General features: G+C 58.4%; 17 protein-coding genes, 1 pseudogene and 1 riboswitch. Of the genes and pseudogenes, 13 read left to right on the forward strand and 5 right to left on the reverse strand.

What is annotated here, in order from left to right:
- Window positions 1–701: 701 nt before the first annotated feature.
- The 3 genes from ACVWYY_RS13125 (at window position 702) to ACVWYY_RS13135 (ending at window position 3,583) form a co-directional block, all read left to right on the forward strand.
- The gene (locus ACVWYY_RS13125) at window positions 702–1,796 is read left to right on the forward strand and encodes a serine hydrolase (RefSeq protein ID WP_457440782.1); all 1,095 of its coding nucleotides are present in this window, start codon (window positions 702–704) and stop codon (window positions 1,794–1,796) included.
- Between the two features lie 129 nt (window positions 1,797–1,925).
- A complete protein-coding gene (locus ACVWYY_RS13130; RefSeq protein WP_457440783.1) occupies window positions 1,926–3,332 on the forward strand; it encodes an NAD-dependent succinate-semialdehyde dehydrogenase in 1,407 nt (468 codons plus the stop codon).
- On the forward strand, window positions 3,332–3,583 hold the full coding sequence (locus ACVWYY_RS13135; protein WP_414347935.1) for an RNA-binding S4 domain-containing protein: 252 nt from the start codon (window positions 3,332–3,334) through the stop codon (window positions 3,581–3,583). The genes ACVWYY_RS13130 and ACVWYY_RS13135 overlap by 1 nt, the downstream gene beginning before the upstream one ends.
- Before the next feature lie 5 nt (window positions 3,584–3,588).
- Here ACVWYY_RS13135 and ACVWYY_RS13140 read toward each other — a convergent pair whose 3' ends face one another.
- From ACVWYY_RS13140 to ACVWYY_RS13150, 3 genes are all read right to left on the reverse strand, one after another.
- Entirely contained in the window at window positions 3,589–4,116 is a 528-nt protein-coding gene (locus ACVWYY_RS13140) for a hypothetical protein (RefSeq protein WP_457440785.1), read from the reverse strand.
- A gap of 9 nt (window positions 4,117–4,125) precedes the next feature.
- Window positions 4,126–4,512: a plastocyanin/azurin family copper-binding protein gene (locus ACVWYY_RS13145; protein ID WP_414356122.1), complete on the reverse strand. Its 387-nt coding sequence runs from the start codon at window positions 4,510–4,512 to the stop codon at window positions 4,126–4,128.
- 169 nt (window positions 4,513–4,681) lie between these two features.
- Window positions 4,682–5,347, reverse strand: a complete 666-nt coding sequence (locus tag ACVWYY_RS13150) for a DUF4439 domain-containing protein (RefSeq protein WP_457440787.1) — start codon at window positions 5,345–5,347, stop codon at window positions 4,682–4,684.
- Between the two features lie 278 nt (window positions 5,348–5,625).
- Here ACVWYY_RS13150 and ACVWYY_RS13155 point away from each other — a divergent pair, with 278 nt between their 5' ends.
- Window positions 5,626–6,345: a WecB/TagA/CpsF family glycosyltransferase gene (locus tag ACVWYY_RS13155; RefSeq protein ID WP_457440789.1), complete on the forward strand. Its 720-nt coding sequence runs from the start codon at window positions 5,626–5,628 to the stop codon at window positions 6,343–6,345.
- Between the two features lie 195 nt (window positions 6,346–6,540).
- Window positions 6,541–7,227: a cell division ATP-binding protein FtsE gene (locus ACVWYY_RS13160; RefSeq protein ID WP_011433482.1), complete on the forward strand. Its 687-nt coding sequence runs from the start codon at window positions 6,541–6,543 to the stop codon at window positions 7,225–7,227.
- A 177-nt stretch (window positions 7,228–7,404) separates the two neighbouring features.
- Here ACVWYY_RS13160 and metE read toward each other — a convergent pair whose 3' ends face one another.
- Entirely contained in the window at window positions 7,405–9,669 is a 2,265-nt protein-coding gene (gene metE, locus ACVWYY_RS13165) for a 5-methyltetrahydropteroyltriglutamate--homocysteine S-methyltransferase (RefSeq protein WP_011433481.1), read from the reverse strand.
- A gap of 466 nt (window positions 9,670–10,135) precedes the next feature.
- Window positions 10,136–10,340, reverse strand: a riboswitch (cobalamin riboswitch).
- Window positions 10,341–10,486: 146 nt separating this feature from the next.
- Here metE and ACVWYY_RS13170 point away from each other — a divergent pair.
- From ACVWYY_RS13170 to ACVWYY_RS13205, 8 genes and pseudogenes are all read left to right on the forward strand, one after another.
- Window positions 10,487–11,089: pseudogene (locus tag ACVWYY_RS13170) on the forward strand (ABC transporter ATP-binding protein); the annotation flags it as partial.
- 93 nt (window positions 11,090–11,182) lie between these two features.
- Window positions 11,183–12,094: a cell division protein FtsX gene (locus tag ACVWYY_RS13175; protein WP_457440791.1), complete on the forward strand. Its 912-nt coding sequence runs from the start codon at window positions 11,183–11,185 to the stop codon at window positions 12,092–12,094.
- 61 nt (window positions 12,095–12,155) lie between these two features.
- A complete protein-coding gene (locus ACVWYY_RS13180; protein ID WP_457440793.1) occupies window positions 12,156–12,758 on the forward strand; it encodes a hypothetical protein in 603 nt (200 codons plus the stop codon).
- A gap of 57 nt (window positions 12,759–12,815) precedes the next feature.
- Complete coding sequence (locus tag ACVWYY_RS13185; protein WP_457440795.1) at window positions 12,816–14,000, forward strand: pyridoxal phosphate-dependent aminotransferase; 1,185 nt, start codon at window positions 12,816–12,818, stop codon at window positions 13,998–14,000.
- Window positions 14,001–14,158: 158 nt separating this feature from the next.
- Complete coding sequence (locus tag ACVWYY_RS13190) at window positions 14,159–14,959, forward strand: ParA family protein (RefSeq protein WP_414351212.1); 801 nt, start codon at window positions 14,159–14,161, stop codon at window positions 14,957–14,959.
- Between the two features lie 99 nt (window positions 14,960–15,058).
- Window positions 15,059–15,793, forward strand: a complete 735-nt coding sequence (locus tag ACVWYY_RS13195) for a hypothetical protein (protein WP_457440797.1) — start codon at window positions 15,059–15,061, stop codon at window positions 15,791–15,793.
- Between the two features lie 303 nt (window positions 15,794–16,096).
- Window positions 16,097–17,722 (forward strand): peptide chain release factor 3, encoded by a 1,626-nt coding sequence (locus ACVWYY_RS13200; RefSeq protein ID WP_457404154.1) that lies wholly within the window; start codon window positions 16,097–16,099, stop codon window positions 17,720–17,722.
- Window positions 17,723–17,992: 270 nt separating this feature from the next.
- Window positions 17,993–19,129: an aminotransferase class V-fold PLP-dependent enzyme gene (locus ACVWYY_RS13205; protein ID WP_457404157.1), complete on the forward strand. Its 1,137-nt coding sequence runs from the start codon at window positions 17,993–17,995 to the stop codon at window positions 19,127–19,129.
- Between the two features lie 422 nt (window positions 19,130–19,551).
- On the opposite strand, the gene ACVWYY_RS13210 is transcribed toward ACVWYY_RS13205, so the two are convergent.
- Window positions 19,552–20,646: a hypothetical protein gene (locus ACVWYY_RS13210; protein WP_457440799.1), complete on the reverse strand. Its 1,095-nt coding sequence runs from the start codon at window positions 20,644–20,646 to the stop codon at window positions 19,552–19,554.
- Window positions 20,647–20,863 lie beyond the last annotated feature (217 nt).

Raw genomic sequence — 20,863 nt, forward strand, 5'->3', positions numbered from 1 at the left:
AATGCCTGTACAAAGGCATCCATCGTCGCGTCCAATTTGGCGGCTTGCGACGGGGACACCTTGAGCTTACAGGATATGGTCAGGACTTGGCTCATAAGTTCATTGTACTTCATCAAAGCGCATTCCTCCCGGCAGTGACCCTACGGGTACAGTGCGGGGCTCCTGCGATTTCTAGCTGACGGTTTTCCTGGACTTGGCAAAAGCGCTCCGCGCCGCTTCCGCGACTATTCCCAGCCCCTCTTCCAGAGGGAAAGGGGGGTCACGGATCAACCTAAGTTTTTAAAACGACTCCGAGTGGATGCTCTGGCAACAGGGACTCATCCTGCCTTTGGCGGGGTTGTTGCTAGGCTTCGTGTCGCGAGGACGGTTTGATGGGCGTTTTGCAATCTAGGTCAGGGCAGGTTGGCCAATTTGTGGGTTTAATGTGGGTTTAATTAAGCCAAGCTCACCGGGGTGGAGTCGGTGAAACTGCCAGCAGTGTCTGTCAGAAGTATGGTGTTAAGGCAATCGTTCTTATGACCAGAGCAAGGGAGAAGAAAGGCACCGATCCATCCGCGCTAGCGGGCCGTAGGCCTTTGCCAGAGAAGTCGCGGGATCCCCGCCGCCCTCCACAACCTGCCAAGAACGCCGTCCCACCTCCGGCGGAGTCAAAGCTGCGAACGGGATCTGGTCGCCTGCTTCCTGCCCCCAGGGGATCCCTATTGGTTTCCCCTCCTCAACCGCTGCGTCTTGCTCGCCAGAAAGCCATTGCTCGTCTGCGCCAACGGGCTGCCCGGCCTCGCCGCTTGAGACGTTCTCCATCTCTCGGGCAAGTGTTGCTCAGGGGACTGAGCTTAAGTCTCATCCTGGGCCTGACAATGGCGGGCCTCTCGCAACTGCTGCAATCGACCACCGCTGGCCGGATAGAACAGGCCACGACGCAGCTTGGGGATCCTCCCCCGTCGGCATTCCCGAGTAACATTCTGCCGGGAGAAGCGATCCCGGCTTTGCAGGAGCGCTTGGCCGCTTTGGCCGACCAACCGGGCTTGACGGCAGGGGCTCTGTTCTGGGAGGTGGAAACCGGCGCCTTTGCCGGGGTTAGGCCGGATCAGGCTTTTCCTGCCGCCAGCGTGATCAAGATCCCCATTCTCTTGGCTTTTTTCCAGGCTGTGGAAACCGGACAGGTGCGGCTGGATGAGAGGCTCACTCTGCGGGAAGATCTCAAGGGAGGGGGAGCTGGTGTGTTGCAAACCCGACCCCTCGGATCCCAGGTTTCTGCTTTGGAAGCGGCCACCCTGATGATCACCCTCAGCGACAACTTCGCCACCAATCTGATCATCGATCGCCTGGGTGGACAGGAGGCTCTCAACCAAAAATTTCGCCAGTGGGGACTACAACACACGCAAATTTCTTGGTGGCTACCGGATCTGGAAGGCACCAACACCAGCAGCCCGCGCGACATGGTTTGGCTGCTCAGCCAGGTGGAACAGGGGCGCATGCTCAGCCGCCGCAGCCGCGACCGTTTTCTGGACATTCTCTGGCGCACCCAACGGCCCTCCTATTTCCGGCCCAACTTGGTTCAAGAGGTGCGCATTGCCCACAAAACGGGAACCTTGAGCTCCGTGGTGGGGGATGCCGGGATCCTGGATTTGCCCAACGGGCGGCGCTATGTGGCGGCGGTGTGGGTGAAGCGAGAAACCCCCAACGATCCCAGAGCCGAAGGGCTGATCGCCAGCTTGTCGCAAGCAGCCTACGAGTTCTGGTCTGCTCCCGAGGATCCAACGGCCAAGGACTCCATGGGCAGCCTGGAACGCTAAGTCTTCCACTCCACAAATCTTTCCATATTGCTACGCAACGCTTACGCGAACGCAGTAGCAGTGCGGAGCACTATTCCAGGCAGAGCGCAAATGCCAGAGTGGAGAAACAGGCGTTGAGGGAAAACGATATTGCTACGCAACGCTTACGCGAAGGGGCACCTGGTCAGCATCAACCCCACCACCGGAGAGGAATTGGCTCGCTACCCCGTTTTCGACGCTGGGCAGATCCAAAGCTGTATTGCCCAAGCCCACGAGCGGTTTCAGAGCTATCGTCGGATCCCGTTTGCTCAGCGATCCGCCTGGCTGAAGCGGGTGGCAGGGATCCTGGAGGAGCGCAAAGCGGAGTTTGGCCGCCTAATCAGCCTGGAGATGGGCAAAACCTTGGCCTCTGCCGTTGCGGAAGTGGAAAAATCCGCTTGGGTTTGTCGCTACTATGCCGAGGAGGCAGAGGGATTCTTGGCCGAGCGCTCCATATTGCTACGCAACGCTTACGCGAACGCCAGCGATGCCAGCCGCAGCGGGATCCGCTACCAGCCGCTGGGGGTGATTTTGGCGGTGATGCCCTGGAACTTTCCCTTTTGGCAGGTGTTTCGCTGTGCCGCCCCAGCCCTGATGGCGGGCAACACCCTCTTGCTGAAACATGCTTCCAACGTGCCCCAATCGGCTTTGACCCTAGAGCAGATCTTTCAGGAGGCGGGATTTCCGCCAGGGGTCTTTCAAACCCTGCTGATCACAGCAGCCCAGGTGGCAGAGGTGGTGGCGGATGAACGGGTGCGGGGGGCCGCCCTCACCGGCAGCGAAGCCGCCGGCTCCAGCCTGGCCCGTTTGGCCGGTCAATATCTGAAAAAAACGGTGTTGGAACTGGGAGGGAGCGATCCCTTCATCGTGCTGCCCAGCGCCGATCTGGAGGCAGCAGTTGCCACAGCGGTCACGGCCCGTCTGATCAACAACGGCCAATCCTGCATTGCCGCCAAACGATTTATCCTACACAGGGCTATCGCCGAACCTTTCACGGCTGCCATGACGGAGCGATTTCGCCAGCTCAAGGTGGGGGATCCCTTGGATCCGCAAACGGACGTGGGGCCTCTGGCTACCCCCAGCATCCTGCAAGAGGTGGACGGACAGGTGCAGGCTTTGGTGCAAGCAGGAGCCAAAGTCCATATCGGTGGCTCCCCCTGGGGAGGGAATTTTTACCCGCCCACAATCCTGAGCGACATCCCCCCGGATCATCCGGTGGCCCACCAGGAGGTGTTCGGGCCGGTGGCGCTGCTGTTCACCGTCCCGGATGTGTCGGCAGCCATTGAGCTGGCCAACAACACGCCCTTTGGCCTGGGTGCCAGCGCCTGGACAACCGATCCAGAGGAACAAGAGCGCCTGCTGGAGGAGCTGGAGGCGGGATCCGTATTCATCAATGGCATGGTCAAGTCCGACCCGCGCCTTCCCTTCGGTGGCATCAAACGCTCAGGATATGGACGGGAACTGAGTCGGGAAGGGATCCTGGAATTTGTAAATGTCAAAACCATTTGGGTGAAGTGATGGCGGAGACTCCTCAAAGGGATCCCCAGCCGGCGACGGATCCTGTAATCAAGCTGGATCAATTCCTCAAGCTGGCGGGGGTTGTTCCCACCGGCGGGCAGGCCAAGCAGCTCATCCAAGCGGGGCAAGTGCGGGTGAATGGCGAGGTGGAAACCCGGCGGGGACGCAAGCTGCGCCCTGGGGATGAAGTGGCCGTGGGAGGTGGAGTTTGGCGAGTGCGCCTGGATAAGACTCCAAAGTCAGATCAGTGAACGGGTCAGTGCAACCGGATCAAAAGAAGCATGGCCAAGGCCCCGATTCCCCCTGCCACCGCAAACTGCCATTCCAGCCCCCACAGCAGGCAGGCAACTCCGGCCAGGATCTGGATCCCACCGGTGATCCAGTAGGGGAGACGCGGCGGATCCACCAGGCCGTTGAGCCAGTGACCCAGCCCCATTTGCCACAGCCAAAACACCCCCAGGTATGGGCTCAAAGCTGCCAAAGGGGTACGCCCGACAAAGGGCAGCACCGAGAGGAGCATGCCCTGGGCGATCACCAACGTCCACACCAAACCCACAAAGTAGAGATGGGCCAGTCCGGCTGTTCGAAACTCCGGCAAGCTAGTCTGCCGCACCATGTAGCCCAACCCAATCAGGGAAATCACCAGCCACAGCCAGTTGATGTTGGCCTCTTGGTGAAACTGGGTGGCAGCAAACCCAATCCCCAAAAGGACGGCCCAAACCAGGTACACCCGCCGACAAATGTTCCAGAAGGGAAGAGGGGATCCCAGGGGTTCCATTTGCATGGCCTTCACCTAATCGACGACGACAATACGGCCCACCATGCTGGGGTGGATATCGCAGAAATATTCCTGGATCCCAGCTACTTCGAACACCACCGCTTTGCTCTCGTTGCGACTTAGCCGTCCCGTCCCTTGAAACTGCGCTCCCTCCACAGGAGTAGCCGTGTGGGGGGTGGAATCCAGGTTGGTGAAGGTCACCTTGCCCCCCCGCTTGAGGGTAACCTCCGAGGGCAGGTATTGAAACCCGCGAATGATCACCTCTGCTGCCGCCGTTGCCTCGACAGGATCTCGCCCCGCAACAGAGCTGGCTTGTCGCCACCGATCCACAGCCAAGATAGCCCCCACATTGAGCAGGGATCCCAGTCCACTGAGCAACAGCAACCGCCGCGTCATTGGCATAGGACTTTCTCCACACAGGTTAGGAAGCGAAAAAAAGCTGAGGCGCTCAGAAGAAGGCGATTGCGACAGCAGTGCAGAGCACTTGGATCTCCAAGCCCCAAGTCCTACAGAGGACGTTGGAAGGCTTTGCAGATCATCGCCTCATCGCCGGCAGGGGTTACCAACAGCTCTACACCTTCAGGATCCAGCGCTCCCGAGTCTCGGCGCTGACAAAGGGGGCAGGCACCACCAGAATGCTGGGGTCAAGGCTGTGGAACACGGCCCGGATTGCAGTGGCATGGGCAACTTCGTTGGGGCCAATGGTGCTGGCGGCAGCCACCAGGTCTTTGTTGGAAAGCTGGGTAAACGCGTCGTTGTAAGCCAAGGCTGCATCAAACTCCAGACCCAGGGCCAGCTTGGCAATGTTGGCATCGGAGTCGAGATTGCCTTCTTTGTTGTCGATGTAGGTGGAAAGGTCGTAGCTATCCCGGGCCCGAGAGGGGATCCCTCCCAGTTGCCGCACGGCACCCGCCAGCAGATCCCGGTGCTGTTCGTGATCCTTCAGGTTCTTGGTGGCCACTTCCAACACGATCTTGCCCACCTCGGTGTTGCTCAACTTGCCGGCAGCGGTTTTGTAGGCCCAGATTGCCTGCTGTTCCAAGTCGATGGCGGCGTTGAGAATGGCAATATCAGCAGTGTTGGACTGGGCGGCACCGGGCAGGGTGCGCAATCCAATTGCTCCACCTACGCCCGCCAGCAAACCAGCCAACAACAAGCTGCGGCGGGAGGTTGCAGGGCTGGGATCCCATTCGGCGGCCAATTGAGGCAGAGCGAAGGGAGTCTTCGAAGTTTTCATCTCAAGTCTCCTGTCTCGAAAGATGGCAACCAACCTTCAGGGACTTGCTCTGGGTCGGGCAATTCCCTCTCGGCCTGGTCTGATGGAGATACGCCGTGGATGCCACGGCGGATGCCTGGGGGAAGAGATTTTCGTGGTCAAATAGCCATGAAATGCCTCCTCGAACTCCCCTCTCCCTCTGGGAGAAGGTCCGGGCTATCTTAAAAGCGTGTCCAACGGCTCCAGCGGGGGCCAGCATTCGGTCGGTAGTGTCGTTATCCATCCATGCGATTCTGGGCGTGAACTTACACATTGCTCTGCCGGAGGCCAGCCTACAGAGCTACGCCACCTGGATTGAGGCGCGTATCCGGGAGGGGCAGGGCGCTCAAGTGGTCACCTGCAACCCGGAAATGATCATGCAGGCGCAGCGGGATCCCGCCTTTGCCCAGGTGCTGCAGGCAGCAGAGCTGGTGATCCCCGATGGCATTGGGGTGGTGTGGGCCCTGCGGCGGCAGGGGATCCGCGTCCAGCGGGTGCCGGGGATCGAGCTGGCAGAAACCCTGATCCCGTTGGCGGCAGAACGGGGGTGGCGCTTGGCCCTGGTGGGGGGAAGGCCGGAAGTCAACCGGGCAGCAATTCGATATTGGCAAGCCCAGTGTCCTGCTTTGGCCCTCTGGGGCTACCACGGCTACTTCTCTAGCGAGGAAGAAAAAGAGCTTCTGCAAGCTCTCCAGGAATTTCGACCGCAACTGGTGTGGGTGGGGCTGGGATCCCCGCGGCAGGAGCTGTGGATCCAAAAGTGGCGTCCCCTTTTGCCCCAAGCCATCTGGATGGGGGTGGGGGGCAGCTTGGACATTTGGGCCGGCCAAAAACGGCGAGCGCCCCGTTGGTGGCGTGACCATCACCTGGAATGGTTGTATCGTCTCTATCAGGAACCCTGGCGCTGGCGACGCATGTTAGCTCTGCCCAGCTTTGTCTGGCGGGTGCTGTGGGATCCCTCTTCTCGTTTGCGCCCATAGTCTGCCGGCGCTCTCTCGTTCTTCTCTCTGTAGGCGCTTGCCATGATGATCGGTCAGCACATCGGCTATCCTCCTCGCTTACACCGTTGGGCGGGTACGGCTCCGACCCCTCATCCCCCTGCCCCAGCCCATCCAGAGGCCACCCTGGGCTTTTACAGCAGCACCCAATCCGGATCCCTGGAAACCCCGGCCAGCATGGTGTCCTTGCGGGGCGTGAGCAAAGTCTTTCCCAACGGCAACTTAATTTTTCAGGATGTGAACTTGGAGGTGCGCCGCGGCGAGTTTGTGTTCGTAACTGGGGTCTCCGGGGCGGGCAAGTCCACCCTGCTGCGGCTACTCTACGGGGCGGAACAGGCCACCGAGGGCACGGTCATCGTCGATCAAGTCTGTCTCTTTTCTTCTGAAGGGCGGCGGCGACCCTACCGCATCCCACCGCGTCCGCTGGCCATGTTACGGCGGCGCTTGGGGGTGGTTTTCCAAGATTATCGCCTTCTGGCCAACCGCACCCTGGCAGAAAATGTGGCCTTCGTGCTGCGCGCCCAAGGGCTGTCCCCCGCAGAAATCCGCCGTCGCATTGGGCCGACCCTAAAGATGGTGGGGCTGACCGAAAAGCGAGATCACTTTCCCCATGAGCTTTCGGGGGGGGAACAGCAGCGCCTTAGCCTGGCCCGTGCCATTGTCAACATGCCGGTGCTGCTGCTGGCGGACGAGCCAACAGGAAACCTAGATCCGGAAAACTCCCTCTTGGTTCTCCAGATTTTGGAGCGGCTCAATTCCTTTGGGGTGACCGTCATCATGACCAGCCATGACCCCTATCTGGTGGAGCGGGCCGGCCACCGGGTGGTGCGCATGGAGGGAGGGCGCCTGTATGATCTGCGCTGAGGGGCTACCGGGATCCCTACTTTGCTCTTCACAAGCTTTTTGAGATCCCGGAGAGCAGCTTTGCCGGTTGCATCAGCAGACCGTAGGCCCTAAGCCAGCCGCATCAGCACAACAGCGGCACCGCCCGCGGCGACTTGTCAAGCCAGCCCGACCAGTTACATCAGCGGGTCGTGGGCCTTACTCGCGCAGACCCTCAGGTTGGGTTTCCAGAAGCTCCTCCCCTAGCTGATGAGCGGCAGCCACCATATTTTTCAGTGCGGGGATCACCTCCTCCCAGCGGCGGGTCTTGAGGCCACAATCGGGATTAACCCAAGTTTGCTCCACAGGCAAGTGGGCCAGTCCTGTGCGCAGCTGCTGCAGGATTTGCTCAACGCTCGGCACCGCAGGGCTGTGGACATCGTAAACGCCGTTGCCCACCTGGTGACGATACCCAGCCTGGGCAATTTGCAGCAGGGTTTTGTTGTTGCTGCGGCTGTTTTCAATGGAAAGCACGTCGGCATCCAGCCGCTCAATGTGCTCGATGATGTCCCCAAACTCTGAGTAGCACATGTGGGTGTGAATCTGGGTTTCCGGCTTGGCCCCGCCGGTAGCTAGGCGAAAGGCATCCACTGCCCAGCTGAGGTATTCTGGCCAGCGTTCTTTTTTCAGAGGTAGCCCCTCCCGCAGTGCCGGCTCATCCACTTGCACCATCACCGCTCCAGCCGCTTCCAGATCTGCCACTTCGGCTCTCAAGGCCAGGGCAATCTGCAAAGCCTGCTCCCGCCGGGGAATATCAACACGGGGAAAGGACCAGTTGAGCATAGTCACTGGCCCCGTGAGCATGCCTTTCACCGGCTTTTGGGTGTGGGACTGGGCTACTTGGAATTCCCGCACTGTCATGGGTTGGGGGCGAACCACGTCGCCGTAGAGAATGGGAGGGCGCACGCAGCGGCTGCCGTAACTCTGCACCCAGCCGTGTTCAGTGAAGGCAAAGCCTTCCAGCTTCTGGGCAAAGTACTCCACCATGTCGGTGCGCTCAAATTCCCCATGCACCAACACATCCAGGCCAATCTCTTCTTGAATGCGGATGCACTTGGCAATCTCAGCGTCAATGGCTGCTTCGTACTCCGCCTGCGAAACCTCCCCTCTTTTGTACTTAGCTCGCCACTGCCGCACCTCTGGAGTTTGGGGGAAGGAGCCAATGGTGGTGGTGGGCAAAGGTGGTAGCTGAACCTGCCGACTTAGGCGCTGCTCGTAGGGCAGGAATCGCTCGAAGTCCTGGAGCTTGAGGTTGGCCAAAGCCTGGCGCACTTGGGGGTTGGGGGGGCTAAACTGCGCAAAGCTCTGCCATTGCTGCTGGATTTCCGCCTGCTGGGCAGCAGTGTCTTCGCCGTTGAGGGCTCGCGCCAGGAGAGCTACTTCGGCCAGCTTCTGTTCGGCAAAGCTGAGGACATTTCTGAGGGGTTCTGGCAACTGGGCTTCCAGAGCAGCGTCGTGGGGCACAAATTGCAACGAAGCGGAAGGCTGCACCCGTAGGTTGGGAGCTACCCCCTGCAGCTCCCGCAGGCTGGCCAAGACGGTCTCAGGCTGAACCTTCCAGACATTCCGAGCGTCCACTACGCCAGCACCTAGGATCTGGTCAGCCGGAAAGCCATAGGTTCTTACCAGATCCAGGGTGTGGCCACGGGTAAAGTCAAGGCTAATGCCGGCCACCGGCAGTTGCACCACCCAGGGGTAAGTCTCCCCCAGGTCATCGAAGTAGGTGACCAAGTGGACAGGGATCCCGGCGGTTGCCAACTGGCGGTAGCTCATTTCCACAGCTTCCCGCAGGCCACTTCCCTGGCTGGTAACCAAAATGGGATCGTGAATCTGGACTTCTGGGATCCCCAGCTGTTTTAACTCCTGGAGGAGATCCCGGTACAGAGGAAGGAGCTTTTCCAAGTCCGCCCGCAGATCCCCAGATCGCTGGCTAAGGCAGAGCAAAGTCACTGGACTGAGGACAACGGGGCTGGTGCGCTCCCCTAGGATCCCTTGGGCCCGCCGAACTCTTTCCAAAAAATCCCCAAAGTTAGGACTGGGATCGGCTTCCGGCTCAATTTCGGGTACCAAGTAGTGGTAGTTGGTGTCAAACCACTTGGTCATTTCCAAAGCCGGCAGGCCCTCCCGCCCCCGCGCCATGGCAAAGTAGCGGTCTAAACCCGACAGACCTCGGAACCGAGAGGGGATCAGCCCCAGCCAGGTGGCCCAGTCCAGTACATGGTCGTAGAGAGTCTGATCCCCTACCGCAATGTGATCAATCCCAGCTTGTAGCTGAGTCTGCCAGGCTTGAGTCTCCAAATCCCAAAAGGTAGCCAGCAGAGCCTCTGACCCTAGGGCACCACTCCAAAAGCCTTCCAAAGCTTTTTTGAGCTCGCGGCGCTTGCCCATGCGGGCATACCCCAATGTCATGGTTTGTGCAGTCATGTTGTGTGCCATCCCAAATACTGAGTTTTCTAATTTTCCTGCGTTCAATTCGCCCTCAACTGGGATCCCGCCCGCCAAGGAAGAAACCGGCTGTTCCTCTCTTGCCTCTGGAACCCCAACAAAACACTGCCTTTTGCGCAAAAAAGATACTCAACGCAGCCAGCGATCGCAGTGGCTACTTGCCAGCCACCAATTGAAGTCAGGAAGCCTGACATCTCACTCTTTCCTTCGCGTAGGCGGGCTGTAGATCTTGATAGATCTTGATAGATCTTGGTGCAACAGCACCCAAAATTTACTCTCTCCCGGCCAACTGGCTCAGAGTCTTGCTTGGGTTCTTGGACTTATTTCTACTGCTGAGGAGTACCGAAAGCTTGTGGGAGCAACGCCGGGAAAATGCTCAGGATAACGAAAGCAGAAACGAGCTAAAGCCAAGACAGTTACCATCTGTACCTCGCAGATGTTGTGAAGTTTAGAAAAACCATCGGCGGGCATTCTGACTGACACGGTTTTGGGGGACAAGACCTGGATCGGCAGCGAATGACTCTAGAGATTTGCTGCAGGACTTCTCCTAAACCGGATCACAGCTGCGGGACAGCGGCAGATTCTCACTGCTCTTTCCCCGTTTCCTCTGGCGGCTGATCCCCGTCAGAACCGATAGCTGAGCTACATCGTATCACGGAGTTCAGAGACGGGAGTAGAGTGCTTCAATCATCACCAAGCCAGCAGCCTTTGGAGCTACCAGACCTCACCTTTCACCCAGCGGTCTTGCAGGAAGTCATCGGAATCCTCTAAGCATCCTCCCCCCCTGCATTGCTCTCAAGTAGAACTTGGGGAAGTCGTAGGGCTGATGGCTCCCTCTGGTTTTGGCAAAACTACTCTGGCCAAGTTGCTGGCGGGCTACCTTACCCCCAGCCAAGGTCGGGTGAGTGTGACAGGGCAGCCTTTGCCTCGGCGAGGGTACTGCCCAGTGCAGCTTGTCTTTCAACATCCAGAGCAGGCCGTTAACCCCCACTGGCGCATAGCTCAGGTCTTGCGGGAAGGGCCTCCTCCCCAGCCAGAGGTTCTCCACACCTTAGGCATTTCCCCCAGTTGGCTCAACCGCTATCCCCATGAGCTAAGCGGGGGAGAATTGCAGCGGGTTGTCATCGCCCGGGTTCTCAACCCACAAACTCGCTATTTGATTGCAGATGAGATGACAGCCATGCTCGACGCCAATACCCAAGCCCTGATCTGGCAAGCTGTCTTGGCCTATGGGCGGGCACATCAGATGGGGCTTTTGGTCATCAGTCATGATCGCTTTCTCCTGGAACGGCTCTGCAGCCGCTACGTCATCATGACCAGCCATGACCCCTATCTGGTGGAGCGGGCCGGCCACCGGGTGGTGCGCATGGAGGGAGGGCGCCTGTATGATCTGCGCTGAGGGCTGCCGGGATCCCTATTTTGCTCTCCACAGGCTCTGTTGAGCTCCAGGGGGCAAGGGTCTGAGCCCATTGATTGTTGGATGGAGAACAGCATGCAATCTCTCTCCCGACTTCTCAATAAAATTCGCTATCTCCTACAGGAGACTTTTTTGGGGTTGCGGCGGGGGGGCTGGCTGAACTGGGCCGCTGTGAGCACCCTGCTGGTGTTGCTGTTCTTGGTGGGGATCGGCGTTGAGCTGTCCTGGGGCCTGGATGCCACGGTGCAGTCGCTGGGAGGACAACTGGAGATCTCCGTCTACCTGGAGCCGGAACGGCAGGGGGTGGAGCTGCAACCTCAGGTCGCCCAACTGCCTCATGTGGCCGAGGTGAAGGTCATCACCAAAGACCAGGCTTGGCGCAACCTTTTGCTGGAAATGGGGATCCAAGACGAGGCGGCCATGGAAACCCAGTTGGGGGAGAACCCCTTGGTGGATGCTCTGCGGGTTAAGGCGGATTCCACCGAAGCCTTGGGGGAAGTGGCGGAGCAGATTCGCCAACTGGAAGGGGTGGATGAGGTCTACTACGGCGACCGCATTGTGGAGCAACTGGCCCAGCTCCAGGACATGCTACGGCTGGGATCCCTGACCATTACCGGCGTGTTGGCCCTAACAGCGGTGGCGGTCATCACCACCACCATTCGCCTCATCGTCATGGCGCGGCGGCGGGAGATCGAGGTGATGCAATTGGTGGGGGCGACAGCAGCCTGGATTTACTTGCCCTTTATTTTGCAAGGGTGCCTGTTTGGGGTGATCAGCGCAGTGGGAGCTTGGGGATTGATCTTGGGATCCCAGCAGTTGCTGCAGGAGCTGCTGGAGCAGTTGATTGCCTTGCCCTTCCTCAAGGTGATGCAGGCAGATCGCAGCCAACTGGAGTTTTGGCTCTTGCCGTCGATGTTGTTGGGGATGGGGGTTTTTCTGGGCACCACCAGCAGCTTGATCGCGGTGCGCAAGTCGGCAGGGCGATGAGCTGGAGGCGATGCTGAGGAAAGCCCTGGATATTCCAATCTGAGGATCGCCATAGGATAAGATGATGGACTCTACTTCCCTGGCTTTCCAAGATCTGGCCGCCATGAACCCATTGCCTCCTCCCGCCCACCCCTACCAGTTCCGCGCTTTGGGCCTGATTAAGGGATCCATGAAATCGATCCCCAAGACTTATGCGCAGGCAACCTTGGTTGCCTCTGACGGAGCAGAATATCCGGCTACCCCCGGACGCGCCGAGCTTCTCGGCCCCTTCGAGCACTGCATCAAGAGCGGCCATACCTACTGGTACTACGTGCAGCCGCAGCCGCGTTCAGGGGGGGCTTTGGGCTTGAGCATCATCCGCATCCTGGCCCTGCCGGAAGAGGAGCAAGACCCAGAGTGGGAAGAAGAACCGTTTTTGCCTGCCCCTGAGGACACAGAGGAAGGCTTTAACATCCGCGGCATTGTCGAGCCCCACGATGGCTTTGTTGAGGTGACCGTGCGGCGCAAGCCCCAGGGAACCAAGCAATTTGCTCCTCTGCAATTGCGCTTGGAAGGGTTCTTGCCCGGAGCTGTGGCGGGCGAGTTTTGGGATCTGTTGGCAGAGCGAGAGGGCAACAAACTGCTGTTGGTGGATGGTACCCGCCTGTTGACCGCAGTAGCCTAGCTATCTAGATTGGCCCTGCTTGAGAACCTTAAAATAAACCAAAGAGCTTCCCAACCGATGGTGTCTGCTGCCGGCTTGTCCCAACGGGTCGCCCATCTATCCCCTTCCCCCACGCTATCCATTTCGGCTCTGGCTAAAGCCATGCAGGCAGAGGGGCTGGATGTGTGTAGCTTGAGCGCGGGCGAGCCGGATTTCGATACGCCTGATTACATTCGGGCCGCGGCCATCCGTGCTCTGGAAGAGGGCAAAACCCGCTACGGCCCCACCGCTGGGATCCCCGCCCTTCGCCAAGCAGTGGCCGATAAGCTGCGGCAGGAAAACGGCCTGGAGTTCAGCCACGACCAAATCCTGATCAGCAACGGCGGCAAGCAAACCCTGTTTAACCTGGCCATGGTGCTGCTGGATCCCGGCGATGAAGTGATCCTGCCTGTTCCCTACTGGGTCAGCTACCCCGAAATTGCCATTTTGGCAGGGGCAAAGGTTGTGCAGGTGCAGACGGAAGAGGCCCAGGGGTTCAAGCTCACCGCCGCCCAACTGCGCCAGGCCCTCACCCCCCGCAGCAAGCTGCTGATTCTCAACTCGCCGGCCAACCCCACCGGAGCCGTTTACCACCAGCACGAGCTGGCAGCTCTGGCAGAGGTGATCCTCTCCGCCCCCCATCTGTACGTGATCTGCGACGAGATCTACGAAAAGCTGGTTTATGGACAAGCCCGCCACATCAGCCTGGGATCCCTTTGCCCTGACTTGATGCCGCGCCTGATTCTCAGCAGTGGCTTTGCCAAAGCCTACGCCATGACCGGCTGGCGGGTGGGCTACTTGGCCGGGCCCAAGCCCATCATTGAGGCGGCCATCAACCTGCAAAGCCACAGCACCTCCAATGTCTGCACCTTTGCCCAGTACGGTGCTCTGGAAGCCCTGACCAGCCCCCTATCGGCAGCGGCTGTGGAAAAAATGCGCCAAGAATTCTGGCAGCGGCGAGATCTGATGCTGGACGGGATCCGCACCTTGCCGGGGGTGACTTGCCCGGAGCCAGAAGGTGCATTTTATGTGTTTGTCAACATCGGCCAAACCGGGTTAAGTTCGGTGGAGTTTTGCCGGCAGCTGCTCAAGGAACACCACGTGGCTGCTGTGCCGGGGGTAGCCTTTGGGGCAGATTCCTACATTCGCCTTTCCTATGCTGCCGATCGCACCACCCTCGAAAAAGGGCTGCAGCGGCTGCACCGGTTTGTGTCTTCCCTCTGAGGATTCAATCCGAGGATCGAAAAGAACTGAGGAAGCTCAGCTCCCAGCGGCTGGATCCCTGTAGGCCATTCCCAGCGGCGGGATCCCTACCTGAAGTGTGAACACTGTTGCTTAACCCTAGCTATAGTGTTAGGGGATGGGCTACGAGGGGATAACTCATGTCTGGCAGAACGGCGCTTGTCATCACCGTTGCCTGTTTGAGTGGGGGATCCGGAAAGACCACAGCCGCCCTCAACTTGGCCATCATGCTGGCCGAGCATGGCAAGACGCTGGCTGTTGACTTTGACCCACAGGGCAACCTGAGCCAGTGGATGGGCTGGACGGATCTGTCGGAGTCGGCCACCATTGCCGAGACGATTTTGCCGGGGGCGGATCGGGTTCACATTCGGGAGATTATCCGTCCGCCGTTGAATGAGGATCGCCAGGAGCGGCTGTGGTTGGCCCCCAGCGATTACAGTCTCTCGCGGGCTATGGATGCGATCGTGATGGAGCCGGGGCGGGAGCTGTTTTTGAAGCGGGCTTTGCGACCGATTTTGCCGGAGTATGACTTTTTGGTCATCGACAGCCCCCCCTCGAAAGGGTTGCTCACCTACAACAGCATTCTCAGCGCCGATCTGTTGGTGGTGCCGACGGAGTGTACCCAAAAGGGGGTGATGGGGGCCCTAAGTACCCTGGTGCTGTTGAAAGAATTGGAAGAGCTGGATTTTCATGTGCCCAAGTTTTTGGGGGTGCTCCCCACACGGGAACAGTGGGTGGGCAACAACCGCACCAAAATGTCGCGGGCCGCGGTGGAAGCCTTGGCGGAAATGATGCAAGGGATCCCCATTTTCACGCCGGTGCGGCAAAGTACAGTGGTGCAGCAAACCAACAGCATGGGCTGGTCCTTGGCGGAGGCAGGGGAAGATCTCCTGGCCCAACCTTATCGCGAGATCCTCAAGGCTGTGCTGGAGGCCCGCTAACATGGCTACTGCCAAGAAGCCTCCCAAAAAAAATTGCCCACCGGCCCCACCAAGGCGGATCTGCTCTCGCGCATGGGGGTGAATAAGCAGCCAGAGCCGATGGAACCTGCACCTACGGCTGCCGATGGCGTTGAGGCTCCGCACCGTCCAGAGGACAACAGGGGGACGGATTCCCTGGATCTGCCTCACCCTGCGGCATTAGATGTTGAGCCCGATCCATCTGCCGCCGCCTCGTCCCCTCTGTGCCAGGTTGCCACAACCCCACCAGACGCAGGACGGATGCCTCTCCTGGCCAGTGTGCTCTCCACACCTGAAGCTCCTTCTCGGGATGCGGATCCCTTGTCCAACTTGTCGCCCGCTCCGGTCGAGGTGGAAAGGGTTGTCTCCCCACCCCAGGTCAGTCCGGCCAAATGGGCCGGTACTCCACCGCCAACCGAAGGGCCAGCCGAGCTTTTGCCCCCTGCTACCGCCGGCACCGGCAATGGGGTTCGCCGCAATGGCGCCTATCATGGGCACACTGCCCAGTCGGATCCCCGCGAGGCTCTGGATGCACAACTGGGCCTGCAAAAGCTTACCCTCAAATGGTCTGCCGAGAGGGTAGAAAAGCTGGGATCCCTGGAAAGCGCCACCGGGCTACCGGGCGAGATTTTGCTGGAAGTCCTGCTGGATCATTGGGAACAATTGCCCAAGCCCTTGCAGCAAGATTGCCTCCTGCAAGCCCACCGCATTCGCGTCGAGCGGCTGGTGATCAGCCAAAACTTCACCATTGCCACGATTGAGCAACTGCTCTTCACGTCAGCGTTGCGCAACAACAACGAGCAGCATCTGCTTTGAGTTCTGGCCGGTTGGCCTGGGAAATTCCCCCTCAAGATCTCCGCCAGTATGCCAGACAACAGGGATCCCTGTTCCTGTGCTAGGGTCAAAATGGTTCTGTTGGCTTTTCGCGCTTTTCGGCCTGTGCTCTCTCCCCCTCGCTACCTGGCGGCAACCCAAGCCCATTATCATCAAGTGCATTATTCACCCTACTTCTCACTTTTGTTTTTCTATCTTCTCCCTATTTCTCCCATCGTTTAGGGGACAGCATTGCAACGTCATCTTCTTTAAAACGACCAGGTTGTAGTGGAGCGGCAACAGTTGATGAAAGATCTTGATTTGACCAAAGCTGTAGAGCAACGGCGTACCTTTGCCATCATTTCCCACCCCGATGCCGGGAAGACCACCCTCACCGAAAAGCTGCTGTTGTACGGGGGGGCCATTCAAGAAGCGGGAGCTGTGAAGGCCCGTCGGGCGCAAAAGCGGGCCACTTCCGACTGGATGGAACTGGAAAAGCAGCGGGGTATTTCCATCACCTCTACCGTCCTGCAATTTGATTACCGCAACATTCGTCTCAATCTGCTGGATACTCCCGGCCACCAGGACTTCAGCGAAGACACCTATCGCACCCTGGCAGCGGCTGACAATGCCGTGATGCTGGAAGATGCCGGCAAAGGGTTGGAAACCCAGACCCGCAAGCTGTTTGAAGTGTGTCAGATGCGGGGACTACCGATTTTTACCTTTATCAACAAGATGGATCGCCCAAGCCGGGATCCCTTGGAGCTGATGGATGAAATTGAGACAGAACTGGGCCTCAAGCCCTATCCTGTCAACTGGCCAATTGGCTCAGGCGAGCGGTTTACTGCGCTATTTGACCGCCGAACTCAGGAGTTTCATTTCTTTGAGCGGGTATCTGGGGGGCGGCTAAGAGTTCAAGATACCGTTATTAAACTTGGGGATCCGCAAATTGAGGAGTTGATCGACAAGGACTTGTATTACCAATTCAAGGAAGAGCTGGAACTGCTGGATGGTCTCATGCCCACCTTGGATCTAAAACAGGTGCATTCTGGCAAACAAACCCCGGTCTTTTTCGGCAGTGCCATGACCAATTTTGGGGTGGAGCTTTTCCTCAATGCATTTTTGGAGTATTCCTTACCGCCAATGCCTCACGAGAGCACTGCCGGACTGATCCCGCCCGAACATCCTGAGTTTACGGGCTTCGTCTTTAAACTGCAGGCCAACATGGATCCCCGCCATCGGGATCGCGTTGCTTTTGTGCGCATCTGTTCCGGCAAGTTTGAGAAGGATATGGTGGTCAACCATGCCCGCCTCAATCGTCCCATTCGTCTATCTTATCCCCAGAAGTTGTTTGCTCAAGAGCGCATCTCCATCGATGAAGCTTACCCTGGGGATGTGATCGGCCTGAATAATCCCGGCATCTTCACCATTGGGGATACCATCTACACCGGCCCGAAGCTGCGCTACGCCGGGATCCCCAGCTTTTCTCCTGAGCTGTTTGCCTACTTGAAGAATCCCAATCCTTCCAAGTTTAAGCAGTTCCAGAAAGGGGTAGCGGAACTGCGGGAAGAAGGGGCTGTACAAATCATGTACTCTATCGACGATTCCAAACGGGATCCGATTGTGGCAGCGGTGGGCCAGTTGCAGTTTGAGGTTTTGCAGTATCGCCTTGAAAGTGAATACAACGTCGAAACCCGACTGGAGATGTTGCCCTACACACTGGCTCGCTGGGTCGAGAACGGCTGGAAGGCGCTGGAGAATATTCCCAGCTTGTTTAACACCCTAGTTGTTAAAGACATTCAAGACAGGCCCGTTCTTCTGTTTAAGAACGAGTGGACTTTACAGCAATTTGCTGCCAGCAACTCTAAAATCAAGCTCAGCAAAATTGCCCCTCTCTCGGATCTCGGCCCAGAATTGGGTGACGGCCAATAGATCAACCTAAGAGAATCCGTCTCAAAGAGCCTTAGGTTCCGACATTCAGTCGAGATGCCATTGGTCTCCACATCAGCGGTGTTGATAGGTGTTGATATCTTCGGATTTCTGAGCAAACCCCTCACACAGATCGCAGCAATTCCCCCATCTTTTTCCTGCATCGTCCAGGGACAGAGGGAGTGAACCATGCCTTTCTTCTCCAATATGGGATCCACTTCTCCTCGCTTTAGCTCTGCCCTCAGTGCTTGTGCGCCACTTTGCGAACGCTCGTTGTGGGAACTGGATCCGCAGGTCGTTTTTTTGAATCACGGCTCCTATGGCGCGACCCCGAAAAAGGTGTTGCAGGCCCAGAGTGTATGGCGGGAACGCCTTGAGGCTCAGCCGGTGCAGTTTATGGGAGAGGAACTTCCTCGAGCCTTGCGGGCGGCGGCAGCAGAACTGGCCCATTTCGTCGGGGCTGAACCTGAAAATCTGGTGTTTGTGGAAAATGCCACCAGCGGGGTCAATGCCGTTTTGCGCTCGCTGCGGTTCCGGCCAGAGGATCAGATCGCCTGCACCAATCACGGTTACGGGGCCGTTCGTCAGGCATTGCAGTACATCTGTGCCCAGTGGGGAGCCATCCCGGTTGAGGCGCAGATCCCTTTCCCCATTGCGGGGCCGGAGCAGGTTATCGCGGCCTTCGAGGCCATCCTCACTCCCCAAACTCGCCTGGCGGTGTTGGATCACCTCACCTCGCCTACGGCTCTGATCTACCCCCTGCCCGAGCTGATCGGCCTCTGTCGGGAGCGCGGGATCCCGGTTTTGGTGGATGGCGCCCATGCCCCCGGAGTTCTCCCCTTGGAGTTGGAAAAGCTAGGAGCCGATTGGTACACCGGCAATGCCCACAAGTGGCTGTTTGCCCCGAAAGGCTGTGCCTTTTTGTGGGTGGCCCCCTATCGACAGGCCCAAACTCATCCTACGGTGATCTCCCACGGCTATGGGCAAGGGTTCACAGCGGAGTTCGACTGGGTGGGCACACGGGATCCCAGCGCTTGGTTGGCCATTTCAGCAGCCCTGGCGTTTATCCAAGGGGTGGGACTGGACAACATCCGTCAGCACAACCACACTCTGCTGCTGCAGGCGCGGCAGTTGCTCTTGGAGGCTCTTGAGGGGATCCCGCCCGCCCCCGAAAAGATGTTGGGCTTTATGGCCACCCTACCCTTGCCGCCATTTTGGCAGCAGTGGATCCCTGAGCTGCCTCTTGAGGAGCGCGCCCGTCGGCTTCACGATTACCTCTGGTACAAGTACCGCATTGAGGTTCCGATCATCCCCTTCGCCGGGCAGCTTTGGGTACGCATCTCGGCCCAGGTCTACAACCGTTTGGCAGAGTACGAACAGTTGGCGCTGGCCTTGCAGCATCTGCCCTGAGGTTTTGTCGGTTGAGCCGCTTTCACGACATTGCAAGTATAGTTGCTTCGCACACCAGTAAAACGATTCCAGATCTATGGTCAATTCAGTTGAGGATGAGATGACGTTACAGGTAGGATGGCATGCCAGTAGACCTCAGAAAGAAGCCTTGACCTGAGAGAGAGTCGTAGGGCATGTCCAGGAAGGGAGCAGACCCACAGACGTACAAAGCCGGTCATACAGCGGAAGGGAAGGGTATGGGAGTCGGTAAAAGCAGCGCGGAACGCTTGGGGAGCGTCTCAATCTAGTTTGAAGCGACCGCAGTGCTTTCAAGAGGGCAAGGATGCATGCAGATGGAGGAACTTCTGTTGATGAAGTGACAAGGCCTGCTTTTGCGAGTCGGACTATTCTACTGGCCAGTGTCTCATTGCTATTTGAATTGACTATCTGAAAAAGTCAGAAAACGTATCCCGCAGATCCGAAAGCCGATCGTTGAAGCAGGTAAGCCGATCCCCTACAGAGTTCACCAGCGTCAGATCTGCCCGACCGGTTGCCCCTTCGGATCCCAGTAGAGGAACGCTCATGCGGCTGGGATCCGTGGGATTCTGGGAAACGCGGATGACGGCTCGATCGCGGTTCAATTGATAAGCCTCGGCCACATAGCGGATGGGCTCGCTCAAGGTGGGATCCACCGGCAGCCCTGGGGCCGGCAGGAGATCCACCAGCTCGGTGAACGTGCCACTCCGCAGGCCCACCACGGCAGCAGCTCCCAACTGGTTACAAATGGCAATGAGAACCGGCTCTTGGGCAGTGGCGGTGAGGTTGGCCAAGGTAACCGTGACCGTGGCGCGGCTGGCTGCCGGCGGGTAGGTGACCTCAAAGGTGCGGGCAAAGGCATTGCCCAGCTCGTCGCGGGCGCGAAAGCGAAGCTGCCCGGTGTAGGGCAGGATGGAAGAAAAGTAGATGCCAAAGCGGTCGCTGGGACTCCGTCCGGGGATATTGGCCTGTCCGGGGACATAGGCAAGGGCAGCCCGGCTTTGCCACTGATTGGGCGGGGTGTAGGGCAGCAGCGGGCCACTGGTGAAGTTGGGGGGTTCTTTGGGGGGCAGATCCGGCTGGCCATCTCTGTTCAGATCCAGCCCATTGCCCAAGAAGGCCACCGAGCGCTGTAAGAGAATAGGACGGTTTTGGTTATCCAAAAGGGGATTCCGCCTTTCTGCCAGCCCGGCATTGTCCACATAGACATTAAGGGGGCGATTTAGGATTTGGTTATCCCGCTGCCGCCGCATGTTGAACTGTAGGTAGGGCCCCACTGCGCCCGCTGCCGGGGATCCCCCTGTAATTTCAAAATCATCTGCCCGCAGAAAGACATTTTCCAGTGGGCCCAGGGGAGTTGTTCCCTCGCCGCAACCGACCAAGCTGAGCGCCAAGAGCGCCAAAGTTATATAAGCTACAGCAGGGCAACCTTTTGCGGTGGGGGAATCCGAGCCCCCACAAGTCGGCAGCAGGGGCCGGCAGGCACGCTTTGGCTTCAGCATTCATCTCCTCTCCACAACAGACACCTTGGCGAGGGTTCGACCCAACCGGACTAGGTTGAAGGATGGGCAGGGATCCCTCTGCACTCATCGGATTCGCCTGAACCACTATACCGTGAGCCTCGGTTCAGCTAGAAATCGCAGGAGCCCCGCACTGTACCCGTAGGGTCAGTGCCGGGAGGAATGCGCTTTGATGAAGTACAATGAACTTATGAGCCAA

The sequence above is a fragment of the Thermostichus sp. MS-CIW-34 genome (assembly GCF_054060435.1).

Excerpts from the sequence above, each read along its gene's own strand:
- ACVWYY_RS13140 (WP_457440785.1), bottom strand. The coding sequence starts at position 4,116 with ATGCAAATGGAACCCCTGGGATCCCCTCTTCCCTTCTGGAACATTTGT.
- ACVWYY_RS13160 (WP_011433482.1), top strand. The coding sequence starts at position 6,541 with ATGGTGTCCTTGCGGGGCGTGAGCAAAGTCTTTCCCAACGGCAACTTA.
- ACVWYY_RS13200 (WP_457404154.1), top strand. The coding sequence starts at position 16,097 with ATGAAAGATCTTGATTTGACCAAAGCTGTAGAGCAACGGCGTACCTTT.
- ACVWYY_RS13210 (WP_457440799.1), bottom strand. The coding sequence starts at position 20,646 with ATGCTGAAGCCAAAGCGTGCCTGCCGGCCCCTGCTGCCGACTTGTGGG.
- ACVWYY_RS13180 (WP_457440793.1), top strand. The coding sequence starts at position 12,156 with ATGATGGACTCTACTTCCCTGGCTTTCCAAGATCTGGCCGCCATGAAC.
- ACVWYY_RS13195 (WP_457440797.1), top strand. The coding sequence starts at position 15,059 with ATGGAACCTGCACCTACGGCTGCCGATGGCGTTGAGGCTCCGCACCGT.
- metE (WP_011433481.1), bottom strand. The coding sequence starts at position 9,669 with ATGACTGCACAAACCATGACATTGGGGTATGCCCGCATGGGCAAGCGC.
- ACVWYY_RS13135 (WP_414347935.1), top strand. The coding sequence starts at position 3,332 with ATGGCGGAGACTCCTCAAAGGGATCCCCAGCCGGCGACGGATCCTGTA.
- ACVWYY_RS13175 (WP_457440791.1), top strand. The coding sequence starts at position 11,183 with ATGCAATCTCTCTCCCGACTTCTCAATAAAATTCGCTATCTCCTACAG.
- ACVWYY_RS13185 (WP_457440795.1), top strand. The coding sequence starts at position 12,816 with ATGGTGTCTGCTGCCGGCTTGTCCCAACGGGTCGCCCATCTATCCCCT.
- ACVWYY_RS13150 (WP_457440787.1), bottom strand. The coding sequence starts at position 5,347 with ATGAAAACTTCGAAGACTCCCTTCGCTCTGCCTCAATTGGCCGCCGAA.
- ACVWYY_RS13190 (WP_414351212.1), top strand. The coding sequence starts at position 14,159 with ATGTCTGGCAGAACGGCGCTTGTCATCACCGTTGCCTGTTTGAGTGGG.
- ACVWYY_RS13145 (WP_414356122.1), bottom strand. The coding sequence starts at position 4,512 with ATGCCAATGACGCGGCGGTTGCTGTTGCTCAGTGGACTGGGATCCCTG.